Source organism: Shewanella xiamenensis (assembly GCF_024971755.1).
In the GTDB taxonomy this organism is placed as follows: Bacteria; Pseudomonadota; Gammaproteobacteria; order Enterobacterales; family Shewanellaceae; genus Shewanella; species Shewanella xiamenensis.
Window position 1 is genome coordinate 4101500 of record NZ_CP079718.1, and the last position, 17336, is coordinate 4118835.

13 protein-coding genes are annotated in these 17336 nt (G+C 46.8%); 5 read left to right on the forward strand and 8 right to left on the reverse strand.

Annotated elements, in window-relative coordinates:
* Positions 1 to 410 precede the first annotated feature (410 nt).
* Positions 411 to 4694: a formate dehydrogenase subunit alpha gene (fdhF, locus tag KXJ80_RS19170; protein WP_218737303.1), complete on the forward strand. Its 4284-nt coding sequence runs from the start codon at positions 411 to 413 to the stop codon at positions 4692 to 4694.
* Positions 4695 to 4786: 92 nt separating this feature from the next.
* Here fdhF and KXJ80_RS19175 read toward each other — a convergent pair whose 3' ends face one another.
* The 5 genes from KXJ80_RS19175 to ohrR form a co-directional block, all read right to left on the reverse strand.
* On the reverse strand, positions 4787 to 6451 hold the full coding sequence (locus KXJ80_RS19175; RefSeq protein ID WP_218737304.1) for a methyl-accepting chemotaxis protein: 1665 nt from the start codon (positions 6449 to 6451) through the stop codon (positions 4787 to 4789).
* Positions 6452 to 6580: 129 nt separating this feature from the next.
* Entirely contained in the window at positions 6581 to 7732 is a 1152-nt protein-coding gene (gene chrA, locus KXJ80_RS19180; RefSeq protein WP_218737305.1) for a chromate efflux transporter, read from the reverse strand.
* A 183-nt stretch (positions 7733 to 7915) separates the two neighbouring features.
* Positions 7916 to 9070, reverse strand: a complete 1155-nt coding sequence (gene rlmC / locus KXJ80_RS19185) for a 23S rRNA (uracil(747)-C(5))-methyltransferase RlmC (RefSeq protein ID WP_259474489.1) — start codon at positions 9068 to 9070, stop codon at positions 7916 to 7918.
* A gap of 179 nt (positions 9071 to 9249) precedes the next feature.
* The gene (locus KXJ80_RS19190) at positions 9250 to 10425 is read right to left on the reverse strand and encodes a glycerol-3-phosphate dehydrogenase/oxidase (RefSeq protein ID WP_055647426.1); all 1176 of its coding nucleotides are present in this window, start codon (positions 10423 to 10425) and stop codon (positions 9250 to 9252) included.
* 64 nt (positions 10426 to 10489) lie between these two features.
* Positions 10490 to 10984 carry a transcriptional regulator OhrR gene (gene ohrR / locus KXJ80_RS19195; RefSeq protein ID WP_099456924.1) on the reverse strand — a complete coding sequence of 165 codons (495 nt, stop codon included), beginning with the start codon at positions 10982 to 10984 and terminating at the stop codon, positions 10490 to 10492.
* Between the two features lie 129 nt (positions 10985 to 11113).
* Here ohrR and ohr point away from each other — a divergent pair, with 129 nt between their 5' ends.
* The 3 genes from ohr (at position 11114) to KXJ80_RS19210 (ending at position 13464) form a co-directional block, all read left to right on the forward strand.
* Positions 11114 to 11539: an organic hydroperoxide reductase Ohr gene (ohr, locus tag KXJ80_RS19200; RefSeq protein ID WP_069453421.1), complete on the forward strand. Its 426-nt coding sequence runs from the start codon at positions 11114 to 11116 to the stop codon at positions 11537 to 11539.
* A gap of 214 nt (positions 11540 to 11753) precedes the next feature.
* Entirely contained in the window at positions 11754 to 13178 is a 1425-nt protein-coding gene (locus KXJ80_RS19205) for a cytochrome C biosynthesis protein (RefSeq protein ID WP_099456925.1), read from the forward strand.
* 100 nt (positions 13179 to 13278) lie between these two features.
* Positions 13279 to 13464, forward strand: a complete 186-nt coding sequence (locus KXJ80_RS19210; protein WP_011621607.1) for a hypothetical protein — start codon at positions 13279 to 13281, stop codon at positions 13462 to 13464.
* Between the two features lie 95 nt (positions 13465 to 13559).
* On the opposite strand, the gene KXJ80_RS19215 is transcribed toward KXJ80_RS19210, so the two are convergent.
* The 3 genes from KXJ80_RS19215 to KXJ80_RS19225 are packed head-to-tail and all read right to left on the reverse strand — an operon-like array spanning position 13560 to position 14846.
* The gene (locus KXJ80_RS19215; RefSeq protein WP_037414668.1) at positions 13560 to 13850 is read right to left on the reverse strand and encodes a hypothetical protein; all 291 of its coding nucleotides are present in this window, start codon (positions 13848 to 13850) and stop codon (positions 13560 to 13562) included.
* A gap of 55 nt (positions 13851 to 13905) precedes the next feature.
* Positions 13906 to 14439, reverse strand: a complete 534-nt coding sequence (locus KXJ80_RS19220) for a class I SAM-dependent methyltransferase (protein WP_099456926.1) — start codon at positions 14437 to 14439, stop codon at positions 13906 to 13908.
* Positions 14436 to 14846, reverse strand: coding sequence for a hypothetical protein (locus tag KXJ80_RS19225; protein ID WP_047538262.1), 411 nt, complete (start codon positions 14844 to 14846; stop codon positions 14436 to 14438). Before KXJ80_RS19225 ends, KXJ80_RS19220 begins: the two co-directional genes overlap by 4 nt.
* Positions 14847 to 15346: 500 nt before the next feature.
* On the opposite strand from KXJ80_RS19225, the gene fccA reads away from it, so the two are divergent.
* On the forward strand, positions 15347 to 17137 hold the full coding sequence (gene fccA / locus KXJ80_RS19230; RefSeq protein WP_099456928.1) for a fumarate reductase flavoprotein subunit FccA: 1791 nt from the start codon (positions 15347 to 15349) through the stop codon (positions 17135 to 17137).
* The last annotated feature ends 199 nt before the right edge of the window (positions 17138 to 17336 follow it).

The following is a 17336-nucleotide window of genomic DNA, read 5'->3' on the forward strand; positions in this document are numbered from 1 at the left end:
AAACCTAGGGCGTGATAGCGTTTCACTGCGATTTTATCAGCATAAAAAGCACCGTTAGGGTCAGCAGATTAACAGACAAAGCCGAGTTAAGACTGTGATCTTACATGAAATTGCCAGCTTGACGCCCCGATTCAATTAAAAATTAAGTTTACTAAACAGTGATAATCACTAAAAACTGCATAGGATTAAACAAGATACAGATAAAACACATATAAAATGCTGAGATAATCACAGTATTCCACCAATAAACTTTCATCAGCGCACAGTCTGACGCCTGTTTGTGATGACAGCAGCAATTTAGCATCAAACTTCCCTCGACCATAAGCGTCTTCTAAAGCGCTCTAGTTATACTCAAATCCACCTTAAGCCTGCCATGCAGCAAGCACCCTACAAATATAAAAGGCCATGGGATGATAGAACTTCGAATCGATAATCAGATAGTCTCGGCCGAGCCGAGCGATAACCTATTACACGCAGCCCGTAAGGCGGGTATTGCTATTCCCAGCCTGTGCGATCCCACTGACGCCTCACGGCAATTGGACACGCAAGCCCATGCCGAAAAGCAGGACTGTAACCTCTGTCTGGTGCAAATCGAAAATAGCGATGCCAGTCTACGCTGCGTTAAAGCCTGTGAAACCCCAGCTCAAACAGGCATGAAGGTCATCACCCAATCGGCGTTTTTAACCAAACAGCGCCAAGCGGCACTGAACACCATCTTGAGTGATCACTTTGCCGATTGTGAAGCGCCCTGCCAACAGGCCTGCCCTGCGGGGGTCGATGTACAAAGTTATCTCAACCACATTGCCCAAGGTGACCACACCCAAGCGATTAAAGTCATTAAAGACACTCTGCCACTGCCGCTGTCGATTGGCCGTGTCTGCCCCGCGTTTTGCGAAACCGAATGCCGCCGCGGCCTCGTCGACGACCCTATTGCCATCCGCCAACTTAAGCGCCACGCTGCCGATTTAGATTTAGCCGATGACGAGCACGGCAATAGCTATCAACCGCCACGCCTCGCAGACACGGGTAAGAAAATTGCCATTATAGGCGCAGGCCCTGCGGGCTTAAGTGCGGGTTATTATCTTTCGAATCAAGGGCATAATGTCGAGATATTTGAAGCCATGCCCAAGGCGGGCGGTTGGCTGCGCTACGGTATTCCCGAATACCGTTTACCCAAGGCGATTCTCGATAAAGAAATCGAGCTGCTGTGTCGTAATGGTTTAATCATTCATACCCAGACTCGACTCGGCCATGAGGTTCACTTAGCCCAGTTGGTCACCGACTTCGATGCGGTGTGCCTTGCGATCGGCGCCCAAAAAGCGGTGCCAATGAATTATAAAGGCTCGGAGCTGGCGGGCTGTTATCTTGGAGTAGATTTTCTTAAGGCTCATTGCCTCGATAAGCAACTGAAGTTGGGTAAAAAAGTCGCAGTCATCGGCGGCGGCAATACCGCCATCGATTGTGCTCGTACAGCGGTACGTGAAGGCTGCGATGTTACCTTAATCTACCGCCGTACCCGCGCCGAAATGCCCGCCGAAGCCTACGAAGTACACGAGGCCGAAGTTGAAGGAGTAAAATTCCACTTCTTAACCAATCCCATTGAAAATCATAGTGATGCCAATGGACATGTACAGTCGGTTACCTTCAGCAAAATGGCGCTCGGCGAAGCTGATGCTTCAGGCAGACGCGCCCCCGTGGACACAGGGGAAACCTTTACCGAAGCCTTCGACACTGTTATCGCCGCCGTCTCGCAGGCACCAGACCTGAGCTTTATGCAAGATCCCATGGGGCAACTCAGCCATGGCGAGCTGGCACTCAGTCGCTGGAACACCCTCATTGGTTGTGAGCAAACCATGTCATCGGGTGTGGAAAAACTGTTTGTGATGGGCGATGCCCGCCGCGGCCCAGCCACCGCGGTTGCCGCCATTGGTGATGGCCGCAAAGCGGCAAAAGCCATTGATAAAATGCTTCAAATTGGCCTTAGCTGTGATTTACATGCCCACGATTTTAACTCGGTAAAAACCATTCCGAGCGCCCTTAAGCAAGCAAAAACAACATCAGAAGCCGCACCAACGCTTTATCCCCATACGCCACGTCAGCCCCGCTTGAAAATGCCCGAATTAACAGCACTACAACGGCTGCTGAATTACAGTGAAGTCGAATTGGGCTTTCCCACAGATGCCGCTATGCAAGAGGCGGCGCGTTGCCTTGAGTGCGCCTGCCAGGCCAATACCGACTGTAAACTAAGGGATTACGCTACGGATTACGGTGTTGAGAGCAAAAGCTTATCCACTGAAAATGCACGGCATTTCAGCGTAGATAAGAGTTCACCCTTTATTCAATTCGATGCTAACCGTTGCATTAGCTGCGGCAAATGCGTTGATGTGTGCCAGCAGCAGAGCGGCCACTGCGCCATCCAATTTACCGAAGATTCCTATCAGGCGCTGCCACAGGAAATCAGTCAAAGCCTCGTGCGCCGCGCGCCGAGAGTTGGCTTTAGCGCGAGCATGGCCGATAGTCGCTGTGTACAATGTGGCAACTGCGTGCAGGTGTGTCCCACTGGCGCACTGGTCGATGCGCGGGACAAACGCCAAGGCGATAAAACAGCACTTAAAACCGCCTCGACGATTTGTACTTACTGCGGTGTAGGCTGTCGTCTGGATCTTAAAATTGACCCTAACACCAGTCGCATTCGCCATATCGAAGGCAATAAAGACTCGGTTGTTAACCAAGGCATGTTATGTGTTAAAGGGCGTTTTGGTTTCGATTTTATTCACAGCGACAAACGCCTCACGACACCATTAATACGTAAAAATGGCGAACTACAACCTTGTAGTTGGCCCGAAGCCATCGCCTATGTGGCGAAACGCTTAACCGAGATAAAACAGCAAGATGGCAGCAACGCGATCGCTAGTCTCGCCTCTGCCAAAGCGACTAACGAAGATAACTTTGTGCTGCAAAAGTTTGTCCGCAGCGTTCTTGGTACCAATAATATCGATCACTGCGCCCGCCTATGCCACTCATCGACGGTAACGGGCTTACAGCAGAGTATTGGTAGTGGCGCGATGACCAATGATATTCCAAGTATTAAGGACTCGGATGTTATCTTTATCATCGGTTCAGACACCACCTGCGCCCATCCGATTATTGCCTCAAAAATCCAGCAGGCGGTAATGCAGCACGGCGCACGATTAATCGTGGCCGATCCTAAACGCGTAGGCATAGCAGAAAAGGCCGAACTCTATGTTGCCCACAGACCGGGCACGGATGTGATGCTATTAAACGCCATTATGGCGGAAATTATTCGCCACGATTGGCAAGATAAAGCCTATATAGCCGAGCGTACTGAAGGGATCGAGGGCCTCTATGCGGAATTAGCGAAGGAGGATTACTCCCTCGAAAACGCCGCCCTAATCACAGGTGTTAAAGCTGAGGATATCGCCCGCATCGCGCGTACCATAGGCACTGCACAAAAAACGGCAGTTTACTACGCCATGGGCATCACTCAGCATACGACAGGCCACGATAACGTCACCGCCATTTCTAACCTGCAACTACTCTGCGGCAATATCGGAGTATCAGGGGCGGGTATCAATCCGCTACGCGGCCAGAGTAATGTGCAAGGGGCTTGTGATATGGGTGCATTACCCAACTACTTCACAGGCTATCAAAAGGTCACGGATATTCATGCCAGAATGCGCTTCGAAAACCACTGGCAAACGCCGTTATCGGGGGAAATTGGCGTCACGGCAACCCACATGATGCACGACATTGCCGAGGGCAAAATCAAAGCCTTATATGTGATGGGTGAAAATCCAGTGCTGAGCGATCCCGATCAAGCTCATGTGCTTAATGCACTGAGTCAAATCGAGTTTCTGGTAGTGCAGGATATCTTTTTAACCGAGACGGCCGAGCTTGCCCATGTGGTCTTGCCCGCCGCCGCTTTTGTAGAAAAATGCGGTCACTTTACCAATACTGAGCGCCGGGTGCAGCGACTCGAGCAAGCGCTTGCCTCACCGGGGGAAGCCTTACCCGATTGGCAGATCGTACAAGCGCTGGCTAATGCCATGGGCGCAAACTGGGATTACAAAGATGAAGAGGCTATTTGGACTGAAATCAATGTATTAACACCCCAGTATCGCGGTATTCGTTGGGAAAGATTAACCACAAGTGCAGAGGGTAAAGTGCCTCAGGGTATTCAATGGCCCTGTCCGGATGAAAATCATCCGGGAACACCGATTATGCACCAGAGTCAATTCACCCGCGGTTTAGGCTTATTTACGCCCGTCAGTTATCGTCTTCCCGCCGAAATGCCCTGCAACGAGTACCCACTGACGCTATCAACGGGGCGGCTCTTAGAACAATTCCACACAGGTACACTCACCCGTAAAACACCGGGACTGGATTTACTCGGCGCACCTAAAGTGATGATTTCAGTCTATGATGCCGAGCAACTCGGGATAAATAATGGCGACAAAATTAGCCTTATCACCCGCCGCGGCGAGATTGAGATAGATGCCTTTGTGACTAAACGCGCCCAAGCCGGTGTACTGTTCTTGCCGTTCCATTTTGTCGAAGCCGCAGCGAACAAACTCACCATCAATGCCTTAGATCCCGTGGCTTATATCCCTGAATATAAGGTTTGCGCAGTAAGAGTTGAAAAGGTGACTAAGCGGGTTATCGAACCAGCCTAAACAGATATTTGGGGATACGACTCAATAAATGGATATAAAAAACGGGAGATGTTATCTCCCGTTTTATTTTATAACTCAATAATTAATCAGTATTAAATTTTAAACTGCCCAACTAACTTGCCAAGATTGGTCCCTTCCTGCGACACAGTCTGACTCACCCTTGCCGCATCTTCACTGGAATGCAGCAGCTCATTCACGATTTCTTGGATAGCATAAACGTTACGGTTAATTTCCTCGGTCACAGAGCTTTGCTCAGTCGCCGCGGTGGCAATTTGGGTACTCATATCGTTAATTGCCGTTACCGCCGAGGTAACCGAACCTAAGCTTTCAGAAATAGCACGGGAAGATTCAACGGAGCGCACACAACTCTGCTGACTCTCGTCCATGGTTTTCACCGCCTGCGAGACCAGCTTATGCAGCTCAGATAGCATTTCATTAATTTCTAAGGTACTTGCCTGAGTTCGGCTGGCTAAGTTACGTACCTCATCGGCTACCACGGCAAAACCCCGTCCCTGTTCACCGGCTCGGGCGGCTTCAATGGCTGCGTTAAGAGCGAGCAAATTGGTTTGCTCGGCAATGCCACCAATCACCGACAATACGCTGTTAATCTTCTGCGATTGTTCACTCAACGATTTGATACTGCCCGCGGCATTATTGATTTGCGCCATCAATCCAGCAATTTCTTCTAATGATGCATCGACACAGCGCTGAGCGTTAGCTACATCACCTGTCGCCGCTTGAGTAGCTTCGGCCACTTGGGTGGTGTTTTGCGCGACTTCACTCGCGGTAGATGACATTTCAGTAATCGCGGTAACGACTTGGTCAGTCTCATTGTTGTGACTGAGCAGTTGGTGTGACATCACTTTCGTTTGGTCATGAATCGCATTGGCAGCCATTTTGACTTTGGCGGTCGCATTCGCCACATCACCGATAATGTTTTGTAGCTTATCGACAAACAAGTTAAAGGCTTGACCTAATTGAGCAATCTCGTCTTCACCTTTAACCATTAAGCGCTTAGTTAAATCCCCTTCACCCTTAGCAATATCATTAAGATTATCAGCCATATTTTTGATCGGCACGACCATTCGATGGGCGGCGACCATAATGATAAACGCCGTAATCCCGGTTAACACAATGGCGATTAGGAGGATCATAAACGATTTCTCAGCCATCTGTTCAGTCACAGTTTGACGATAATCTTCAACTACGGCTTCAATATCATCAATATAAGCGCCAGTTCCTAACATCCAGTCTGTACCTGGAACCATCATCACGTAGCTTATCTTCTCAATTTGCTCATTGGTATTAGGCTTCTGATAATAGTAAGAAAAGTTACCATCACCCCGTTTCGCCGCATCCAGCAAACCAACAATAATCTTGGTGCCGCGCGGGTCGGTCATATCGATTTTGTTTTGACCTTCTAAATTAGGTAATAAAGCATGGAATATATTTTTACCTTGAGAATCATACATAAAGAAGTAACCCGCACTGCCAAAACGAATATCTCGCAATGCTTGATTCACATTACCTTGCTCCTTTAAGGACAATTGGTATTGCACAATTCCCGCGGCAATTTCGGTCGCTTCTTTAATTTGTTGTTTACGTTCGCCCACTAATTTTGTTCTAAAGGTCACAACCTCTTCCGCGAGAGATTCCTGTTCGACATAGTAGGAAACGGTCATTAATACTAATAAGGTCAAGATGAGGGGAAACAAAGATAACAGCAGTAATTTATTACGCAGGCTTAAATTCGACATGCTTGCTTACTCCAGAGTGATGTAATTTATATTTTTTATATGGTCGAAGTATAGCCAAAAAGGTGCATCCACTTAGCGCTTGGGTTAACAAAATTTTCTATAGAGGATAAAAATTATACTCAACTGATTTTAAGCTAATAATATCAGTCCTATGCCACATAGGCTAAAACCTAAGACCAGTAACAACATCTGCGGTTTAAAGAGTTTTAATGCACCAAAACCAAACAAGACAACAGCCATATCCACCGCAGATAACACCCCTTGGGTAAATACAGGTTGGTACAGCGCAGCCGCCAATAATCCCACCACACAGGCATTTATGCCCGAGAGCATGCCGGCAATCTTGGGCCTTGCGGCAATCGCATGCCAACTTTTTAAGCCCACCAGCATCAATAAAAATCCCGGTAAGAATATTGCTACAGTTGCGATGGCCGCACCGACAAAGGGATTGTCTAGCATCATCTCGGCACCAAGGAAGGTGGCAAAGGTAAACATAGGCCCAGGCACGGCTTGTGCAAAGGCGTATCCGGTGAGAAAACGATCGCCGCTCATCGTATCACCCACAGCGGTTTCAAGCAGTGGCAGCACCACATGGCCGCCACCAAAGACTAAACTCCCGACACGAAAAAACTCACCAAAAATCCCGGCTTCAATCCCCAGATTTAAGGCAAAAAAACTCGCCACAAATAAGACAAAGAATAATCCTAAGCTCAGGTAATTTAACCTAATCGGTTCATTTTTACTGGACTCGGTCTCAGTCGCACTCAGGAATGACATACCTAAAATGGCAGCAAGCAACAGTAAGGTGATTTGTGTCCATAAGAAAGGCAGAATGAGTATCGCAGCGGCACTACCGAGCATGAGTAAACGCGCCGTTTGCCGTTGACAAAATTGCTTAAACATCGCCAATACCGCATCTGCGACAACCACGACGGCCAGCAGTTTTAAGCCATGCACTATGCCTTGCATGTACTCGTTACCTAACCAGGCGGCAGTCGTCACAGCGAGTAAATACATCAGCACGAAGGAAGGCAAGGTAAATCCAGCAAAGGCGGCTATCGCCCCTAAAAGCCCACCACGATGATAACCAATGGCAAACCCCACCTGACTCGATCCCGGCCCCGGCATAAATTGGCTTAATGCTACAAAACTGGCATAACGTTTATCATCAAGCCAGGCGAGTTCGTTGACAAAGGTCTGGCGAAAATAACCAATATGCGCCGCTGGCCCACCAAAGCTCATCAGACCAAGAGAAAAAAAACGTAAGAATATCTGTAGCATAAACTTTGCCCTTCGACGCATAAAGTGAACAAGATTATGTCACTAAAAAGACAGTTTAATGAAAGCTAAATCAGCAAGACACAAAAATACTCAACCAAAGGTAAAATGAGCAAAATTCCTTTTTATCGACTTCTAAATTGACTATAGCGATCTACTACTCAGGAGATCATTCATTTAGATCGCTTAATCTTTTACCAACATGGCTAAGACTTCGAAATGATCCGAATGGGGAAAGAGATCGAACAACTGCACCTTAGTTAACCGATAGCCACGGATATGAGCGAGATCTTTAGCAAGGGTTTTGGGATTACAACTGGAATACAACATCGCCCTAGGGGCAAATTCACTTAAGGCGTGACACAGGGACTCACCAATCCCACGACGCGGCGGATTAACAATAATCAAATCGGGCTTTGTTTGCGCCGCATCACCCTTGGCAAAATCGGTGGAGTCGAGCGCCATAAACTGCACGTTATTCAGCCCCATCATTTGCGCCGACATCTTCGCGCAAGCAATTGCCTCGGCTTCGATTTCAATCCCAGTTAATGGGATATCTTTGGAGGCACAGTGCAAACCAAAACCGCCCACACCACAAAATAAGTCCCAAAGGGAAGCTGGCGCAAAGTCAGCGACCCACTCACGGGCGGTTTGATACAACTTTGCCGCCACCTGCGGGTTGGTTTGAAAAAAGCTCTTGGGACGAATAAACAAAGGCACATCGTTAAAGCGCTCTTCGAGGCGAGTATTTTCGGTCAGGAAAATCTCCTCCTCACCCTCCAAGATGGCCATATGAATAGGCTGCAAATTGACTGAAACGACTTTGATCTGCGGATATTCGGCCAGCAACGCGGGTAATTCCCGTTCAATACGGGCAATGGCATCGGATGAGCGCAGCACAAAACGCAGCATATATTCGCCGCGCACTTGGCTGCGCGTCAGTAGGATAAATTTAAGCTCGCCCTTGGCCTTATCGACACGGTAAGGCGGAATACCTGCCTGCTGCACAAAACGCTCTAAACGGTGAAGTAAGGCTTGCATATCAGCAGGATACAAGAGGCAGTCACAGAGACTCACCGCCTCACCGCTTGGACTGACAATCCCCAGTACAGGCGCATGAGCCGCGCCCAGCACCACCATTTTCGCCTTGTTACGAAAACCTTGGTCTTCACCCACTACGGGCGGCAAAAATTGGGTATGAGTATGCTCAACAAATGGGGCTAACAATTGCTGTAATTCTTGGGTTTTCGCCGCTAATTGCATCGACATAGGGAGCTTAATATGACGACAGGATTGGCATTGGCCTTGTTCAAAATACCCACATTGCACTAATGTACTCACAGCATCGTACCCACAGCAGTTCCCGTCTATCTTATCTATTGAGATGGCGAGTGAAATTGAGATAACAACTGAAGCATAACAAATACCGTAACGGCCTCAGTTAAAAAGCGCCACACTTTAGCGTTTTTATGCCGAAAGATCATCTTCAACCACAGCATCACGCCCAATGTTAGACAGAATTAAGTTAATCTGAGGCTGTCTACATCGGCGATTGGTGGACGTTTTCCTAACTTTTGTTCAATCCATTCAATTACTTCAGCAGAAGTGCTTCTAAAGGTCGTGAGTTTGCCACCATATAAACTCAGCAGCCTTGGATGCGAAACTGAGGTTTGCATTAAGGTATCCCGAGGCCGCTCAAAAGCGGAACTAGCCTGTTTAGGTAGCACTCGCACGCCGCAATAGGTTTGCACTATCTTAGCCTTAAGCTCCTCAATCGATGGGGAAAGTGGAAAGTAATGACGATAAATACCTAAGAGGTAATGAGTTTCAGATTCCGTTACTTGGGGAGGGGTATCGATGGATGTCAGCACTGTTTCAGTGGTGCCAATGAGCATTTGTCCATACCAAGGCATCACAAAAATCACCCGCTTATCGAAGCAGGATTCTAAATATAAAATCCCCTCTGGTGCAGGCAAGTCGAGCAATAAATGCGCTCCCTGCACCCAATCGATTTCAACACCCGCAAGAGGCGGCTCAACGTTAGCTAATACCTGATTAACCCAAGGGCCAGCGGCGTTTATCACGAGCTTGGCATCAATTTGTTGTACTTGGCCGCAATGGCGAAAGCTAAGCTCAATATGCTCCCGTAAATGATTGAGCTGCAAAAACTCTGCCTCGGCATAGATATGCGCGCCAAGTGCTTGAGCGCTTCGCGCCACTGCTTGAGTGAGTAATTTATCGTCGGTTTGTGCATCCCAGTATTGGAATACCGCTTTTAACCCAGTGAGTTTAAGCCCGTTAAAACGATGCCAATGCACCGCGGGAATAGAGACAAAACGCCCAAGCGGGTCAAATTCACTCAACAATGCATATAAACTCAGCCCAGCACGTATCGTCAACGGATTGCGTTGACTGTCCTGATAGACGGGAATGTAGAAAGGAACGGGTTTGACTAAGCTAGGCGCCAGATCCAGTAAATTACGCCGTTCAAGCAGTGACTTACGCACGAGATTAACTTGCCCACTCTCAAGGTAACGTAGGCCACCGTGGATAAGCTTACTGGAATTGGCTGAGGTTTGGCCGCCAATCTCACCTTTTTCAATAAGTAAAGTTGAATACCCTGCCGCTGCGGCATATTGGGCAATGCCGACACCGCTGATGCCACCACCGATAATAGCAATATCGAATGAACTCATAGAGGTTTTATCCATCCTGATGTGCTTCTGGCTAACGTATCCCAATTATTTCGAACAGAGATACCTAATCTACACTGTGCAACTGTGCCAATGCTTTATCACACATGGCTTTTAGCGCTTTAAGATCATCAATTTCAGCCCCAATTTTACAGCGCATTAAATGCGGGATCTCACTAGCCTGTCGCTTTAACGCCTGACCAGCAGAAGTTAAACTGAGTACCCGAACTCTTTCATCCTGTTCGCTACGACCGCGACTCACTAATCCCTTCGACTCTAAACGTTTAAGTAACGGCGTCAATGTACCCGAATCGAGGAACAATTTATCTCCTAAGGTCTTCACGCTAATCCCCTGCTCCTGCCACAACACTAGCATGACCAAATATTGGGGATAGGTTAAATCTAGCTTATCAAGCATAGGACGATAGGCACGCACCATGGCATTTGCTGCACTGTATAGAGAAAAACAAACTTGATTCTCTAGGCATAACACATTGTCTGTATTGGTGGTTTCAGACATTTCTAACGCCTTTTCCATTGAAGTTAACTCAGAGCTTGGCATAGTCATTCCAAAAAACTTAAATATATTGCGCACAATATACTTGCATTCACACTAAAGATCGAACTATAGTTTATCACAATTAAATTGCACGCAACTTAAATTAACCATTTAAACACTGAGGATCTAAACATGAAAACATTGTATGAAACCCGAGCAACCGCCAGAGCAGGTCGTCAAGGCCAAGTCAGTACCGATGATGGGTTACTCGATGTAGCACTCGCCTATCCAAAAGCAATGGGCGGAAGTGGATTAGCAACTAACCCTGAGCAACTGTTTGCAGCAGGTTATGCGGCTTGTTTCTCTAATGCGGTTCTGCACGTTGCCAAAATCGGCAAAGTGGCCATTACTGAAGCGCCTGTCAGTGCTGTGGTTGGCATTGGTGCCAATGATGCGGGAGGTTTTGCCTTAACTGTCGCCCTAGAAGTCAATCTTGACCTGCCGCAAGCTGAAGCCGAAGCCTTAGTACAACATGCCCATCAAGTGTGTCCATATTCTAACGCTACACGTAATAATATCGATGTAAAACTGAGTGTTAATGGTACAGCGTTAAACTAAGCGCTTAACCATAGACTGAAAGCACCTTGGGGTGCTTTTCAGTTATTCGCAGCTTATTTCCCCAACAGTAAACCTGCCTCACTTCCCAAAAACCAGTTAATCGCGAGTTAACTAACATTTCTTAATGCTTAATTTAATCAAAAGGATTGAATTCAGTAGAGTAATAGTCAGAAATCCATTTAAAACACATCTTGTCCACAATTGTGGAGGCACTATGACTAAATACTTAACCCAATTCGCTCTGCTATGCTCTCTCGCATTAGCAATGCTCAGTGCACCTAGTTGGGCCGACACCCCAAATACTTCCGATCAAACGTGGCATTACGTCAACGCCCAAGGTGAGCTTAAGATTAAACTCTACTTTTTTTGGTCGAAAACCTGTCCACACTGCGCACAAGCTCACCCTTTTATTGATTCACTACCGCAAAAATATCCGTGGATAGAACTTGAATCCCATATGGTTTCGGCACCTGGCGTACAGGATATTTGGCAAAATATTGCCGCCAAAACCGCCACAGAAGCCCGCTCAGTTCCTTATATGGCGAGCTGCGAAAAAGCCATTATCGGTTATTCCAGCGAAGCGGTTACTGGCGAGTTCCTCGTTAATCGTTTGAAGAATTGTTACTTATCCTTAGGTGGTCAGCTAAGCGAAGCGGATATGCCAACAAAGGGAGCTGCGTCAACTGCACCGACCAATAGTGAACCTCTGTTTGGCACTTGCGGAACCGACTCAGGTGAAGGCACCTGCGATGCAACTAGCTTGGCAAGTACCGACCAAGCTGAAGTACAACCCGTTGAATTACCACTTGTCGGAGTGGTCACTCCCGAGACGATGTCACTCCCGCTGCTGACCTTAGTACTTGCTGGCGTCGATGCCTTTAACCCTTGCGCCTTCTTCGTATTGCTGTTTTTACTGTCGATTATGGTTAATGCGAAGAGCCGTAGCCGTATGCTGTTAGTCGGCGGTATCTTCGTGTTCTTCTCTGGCTTTATTTATTTCCTGTTTATGACGGCATGGCTGAATATCTTCAAACTGCTAGGAGCAGGTAGTGATGGTGGAATGATCATCTTAGCGGCCGGGGTCTTAGCCTTGCTCGCAGGCACCATTAACGTAAAAGACTACTTCTTTACTAAAGGAGAAGTCACCCTCTCAATGTCAGCTGAAAACCGTACGAGCCTGATCAAACGCATGGGGAAACTCTCTAATTCCAGTAGTTTAGGCGCCTTAATTCTGGGATCGACTGTACTGGCGATTTTAGCCAATGCCTACGAACTGCTCTGCACCGCAGGCTTCCCAATGATTTATACCAGCGTACTATCCATGCATAACCTGCCTGAGATTGAGCGCTATATGTATCTGGTTTTATACAACATTGTCTATGTGATCCCGCTGGCAATTATTGTGATTGTATTTAGTGCGACCTTAGGCAAACGTAAACTGACCGAAAAAGAAGGCCAAGCACTCAAGCTGATGTCGGGTGTGATGATGTTTGGTATGGGGGTTGCGCTAGTGATTGATCCCACTGCGCTACAGAGTGTTGGGCTGGCACTGGGGTTAATCCTAGGCTCTTTAGGGCTCACCTTCATCATAGTGCTAAGTCGCAAGTTACTGACGGCAAAAGCCAACAAGGCAGTATAAGCATTAACGCTCGGCTTTGGATTGGCAAACTTGGGATAACGGACTAAAGTAAAACCTGAGCTTGCCGATACAAAGACTCAGCTTACAATTGAGGTTAGTTATGTCTATTTCACTGAACACCCAAGCTATCACGCCCAACTTAGAAAACGGTGCCGTTGGCGTTAAAGTGGCGCAGTTAGCCAAAGAGCAGCAAAAGGCAGAAGGTCAAATTGCCGTTGATTTAATTAACGCTGCAACACCTCAACCCGTGGGAAATACCGGCCACAATATCAACACTACGGCCTAATCCTAGCTCAATGTGTAACCAAAAAACGCCCCGAAGTTCGGGGCGTTTTTATTTACAATTTTTAATGCACTGATGCTGAGGGGAACCAATCAAGCTTAAGAAAAGGCATTACCATTCACATGCATAATAGTGAAAGTCCACACAACAAAGGCCAGAGGAATATGCACCAAGGCATAAAAACATTGGTCGAGTCGACTCATCCCTTTGGCAAGCCAAATCAAATATAAATGCAACCCAATAACAGCTGGAAACAAGGTAAACAGTGGATACAAGGCAAAAGGGCTAGCATCGGCTAACAAGCTGTGGCTTAACAGGGCCCACGCCACCATTAGCGCCGTGGTTATTGGTGGCATGGCAACACGATACTGCTCTGGATACGGAAACATCCTTGGCCTCTTACACTTATTTAATACTTATGGTGGCAGTTGACCCCAAATGGGATCACTGGAGCGGTTTTCGCGCGATCAACTGCGCCTTAGCACTTTCAATACCCGTAACAGCATCGCTTAACCGCCCTTCAAAGTAATGCAAAGGTTGCCAGTTAGCAAATACGGATTGTAGTTCGTGTTCTTTGAGTAAAAAATCGGGATTGCGAGGGCGGCCAATTTCCGCCTGTTGCCACGTAAAAGTCTCATAGACAATGAGTCCACCGTGCTTAAGGCTAGCGGCAATTTGCGGGAACAGTGGCCGATGTAAGTAATTAAAGACTAGCACTATATCAAAAGTGTCTTGGGGTAACAGAGGGGCGCTGCCATCTTCTAAATTCCACTGCCATTGATGTGCTTTGTCGTGTGTTAGCTTGACCAATGTACTCAAATCCTGGTCGATAAAGGTCACTTCACAGCTTTGATTCAGAAACCACAATCCATTTCGCCCAGAGCCACAGGCTAAATCCAATACCTTAAGCCCTGCAAGCTCGAGCCATTGAAACTGAGTAATTAAGCTCGAAGCTGTGCAGAGTGTAGCGTGTGTCATCCCTTTATCTCTTTTTTAGTGTCTATCTGTTTGCGATGCACTATCGAATAGTGTCTGAGTCCAGACGGGCCATGAGAGACTATCACAGATAAAAATAACACCAAGATAAACAACTCTGGCTTGTAATTGGCAAGGGGGATAAACAGACAAAGCAAACCTAATTTTCCAAGGGTTAACACACCCTTAAGTTGAATTAACCAACGCCAATCCCGCATAATTTCCCACAACATTAATATGCTGCCGGTGCTCATGGCGAGATACCAATAATTTAACCAAAGGGATTTATCAATGTTTAATAATATCCCTCCACCCGCACCTGCAATGCCTAATATATGTAAAGCCCTTAAGGCTGTTTTACTAAGTCGCTGTACCCAAAAACGTTTTTCAGAAATCTGCTGCCTAGGCATAAATTTAACCCCTCAACACCACTTAAATAACATTTTGGAAAAATATAATATATTTATTCAAAAAACACTGGTGGAATTTAATTATTTATAGAATACTCACATTATAAATTCTCGCACATTCACGACCAAGAGCAAAATCAAAAATAAGCCATTAAAATCAAAGCCATAACAACAAAAAGCTGACTATACCCACGCTAAAAAACAATTATTAAATTATAATTAAGCCCACCAAAATATGTTAACTCACGCAAGTTATACCGTATTCTCTAAGTGATTAACTTCAATTTCAGTAATATTTTCAGCCATATTGCACATTTCAATTATGTAATTCTCACTGTAACAATCGTTATGTGACCTAAGTACGCATATACCTCTTTAGATAGTGGTAACTTTGTTCATGGAGAATACTCTAAAAGCGCGTGAGCCACGTAAAATATAAATATCACGCCATGATGAATAACCCTTATTAAGTAGATGAAATGTACGGCGGAGGAACAATTATGTTCACAAGAAAGATTCAAAAAACAGCACTAGCCATGCTGATCTCTGGTGCAATGGCTGGCACAGCCTATGCTGCACCAGAAGTACTAGCCGATTTTCACGGTGAAATGGGTGGCTGCGATAGCTGCCACGTATCAGACAAAGGTGGCGTAACCAACGACAACCTGACTCATGAAAATGGCCAATGTGTTAGCTGCCACGGTGATCTAAAAGAACTGGCTGCTGCAGCGCCAAAAGATAAAGTTTCTCCGCACAAATCTCACTTAATCGGTGAAATCGCTTGTACCAGCTGCCACAAAGGCCACGAAAAATCAGTAACCTACTGTGATGCTTGCCATAGCTTCGGCTTTGATATGCCATTTGGCGGCAAGTGGGAACGTAAGTTTGTTCCTGTTGATGCAGACAAAGCGGCTCAAGATAAAGCCATTGCCGCAGGCGTGAAAGAAACAACTGACGTTGTCGTTATCGGCTCTGGTGGTGCAGGTCTTGCTGCTGCCGTTTCAGCCCGTGACGCTGGCGCAAAAGTGATCCTGTTAGAAAAAGAACCTATCCCAGGTGGTAACACTAAACTGGCTGCTGGTGGTATGAACGCCGCAGAAACTAAGCCACAAGCTAAGTTAGGTATCCAAGATAAGAAACAAATCATGATCGACGACACCATGAAAGGTGGTCGTAACATTAACGATCCTGAATTAGTGAAAGTCCTGGCCAACAACTCTTCAGACTCTATTGATTGGTTAACCTCTATGGGTGCCGACATGACTGACGTAGGCCGTATGGGTGGCGCAAGCGTTAACCGTAGCCACCGCCCAACGGGTGGTGCAGGTGTTGGTGCTCACGTTGCACAAGTACTGTGGGACAACGCCATTAAACGTGGTACTGATATTCGTTTAAACAGCCGTGTTGTACGTATCCTTGAGGATGCGAGCGGTAAAGTGACCGGCGTTCTAGTGAAAGGTGAATACACTGGTTACTATGTAATCAAAGCCGATGCGGTAGTCATTGCTGCTGGTGGTTTCGCGAAAAACAACGACCGCGTTGCTAAGTACGATCCTAAATTAAAAGGCTTTAAAGCAACTAACCACCCAGGTGCTACCGGTGACGGCTTAGACGTCGCTCTGCAAGCTGGCGCAGCAACACGTGACTTAGAATACATCCAAGCTCACCCAACTTACTCACCAGCCGGCGGTGTGATGATCACCGAAGCCGTACGTGGTAACGGTGCGATCGTGGTTAACCGTGATGGTGACCGCTTCATGAACGAAATCACTACCCGTGACAAAGCATCTGCTGCGATCCTGAAACAAAAAGGTGAAAGTGCTTACCTCGTATTCGATGACTCTATCCGTAAGAGCTTGAAAGCCATCGAAGGTTATGTTCACTTGAACATCGTTAAAGAAGGTAAAACCATCGAAGAGTTAGCGAAACAACTCGATATACCAGCAGCTGAACTGGCAAAAACAGTGACTGCTTATAATGGTTTCGTGAAATCAGGTAAAGATACTCAATTCGAACGTCCTGATTTACCACGTGAGTTAGTTGTCGCACCTTTCTATGCCTTAGAAATCGCGCCAGCGGTTCACCACACTATGGGCGGTATCGTGATTGATACTAAAGCCGAAGTGAAGAGTGAAAAAACTGGTAAACCTATTGAAGGTTTATACGCTGCGGGCGAAGTCACTGGTGGTGTGCATGGTGCTAACCGCTTAGGTGGTAACGCTATCTCTGATATCGTGACCTATGGCCGTATCGCAGGTGCATCAGCCGCTAAATTCGCGAAAGATCACTAATATCAATTCTTTCTAGGTTAATGGACTAACCTTAGGCTCACATAGCACGACCATGAGAGCCAAGCTTGAACACTCAAGCTTATCGACACAAGCGAGCCGTCAGGGGCTCGCTTTTTTTATGCTTTTTTGAGCAATTGATGACTAAGCTCACTCTTTTTACGGGGTAAATTCATCACCAGAGGACAAATGTCGCCGAGTC

What these genes read in the sequence shown, in the direction of transcription:
- fdhF (WP_218737303.1), top strand. Translation starts at nt 411, where the DNA reads ATGATAGAACTTCGAATCGATAATCAGATAGTCTCGGCCGAGCCGAGC.
- KXJ80_RS19175 (WP_218737304.1), bottom strand. Translation starts at nt 6,451, where the DNA reads ATGTCGAATTTAAGCCTGCGTAATAAATTACTGCTGTTATCTTTGTTT.
- chrA (WP_218737305.1), bottom strand. Translation starts at nt 7,732, where the DNA reads ATGCTACAGATATTCTTACGTTTTTTTTCTCTTGGTCTGATGAGCTTT.
- KXJ80_RS19190 (WP_055647426.1), bottom strand. Translation starts at nt 10,425, where the DNA reads ATGAGTTCATTCGATATTGCTATTATCGGTGGTGGCATCAGCGGTGTC.
- ohrR (WP_099456924.1), bottom strand. Translation starts at nt 10,984, where the DNA reads ATGCCAAGCTCTGAGTTAACTTCAATGGAAAAGGCGTTAGAAATGTCT.
- ohr (WP_069453421.1), top strand. Translation starts at nt 11,114, where the DNA reads ATGAAAACATTGTATGAAACCCGAGCAACCGCCAGAGCAGGTCGTCAA.
- KXJ80_RS19205 (WP_099456925.1), top strand. Translation starts at nt 11,754, where the DNA reads ATGACTAAATACTTAACCCAATTCGCTCTGCTATGCTCTCTCGCATTA.
- KXJ80_RS19210 (WP_011621607.1), top strand. Translation starts at nt 13,279, where the DNA reads ATGTCTATTTCACTGAACACCCAAGCTATCACGCCCAACTTAGAAAAC.
- KXJ80_RS19215 (WP_037414668.1), bottom strand. Translation starts at nt 13,850, where the DNA reads ATGTTTCCGTATCCAGAGCAGTATCGTGTTGCCATGCCACCAATAACC.
- KXJ80_RS19220 (WP_099456926.1), bottom strand. Translation starts at nt 14,439, where the DNA reads ATGACACACGCTACACTCTGCACAGCTTCGAGCTTAATTACTCAGTTT.
- KXJ80_RS19225 (WP_047538262.1), bottom strand. Translation starts at nt 14,846, where the DNA reads ATGCCTAGGCAGCAGATTTCTGAAAAACGTTTTTGGGTACAGCGACTT.
- fccA (WP_099456928.1), top strand. Translation starts at nt 15,347, where the DNA reads ATGTTCACAAGAAAGATTCAAAAAACAGCACTAGCCATGCTGATCTCT.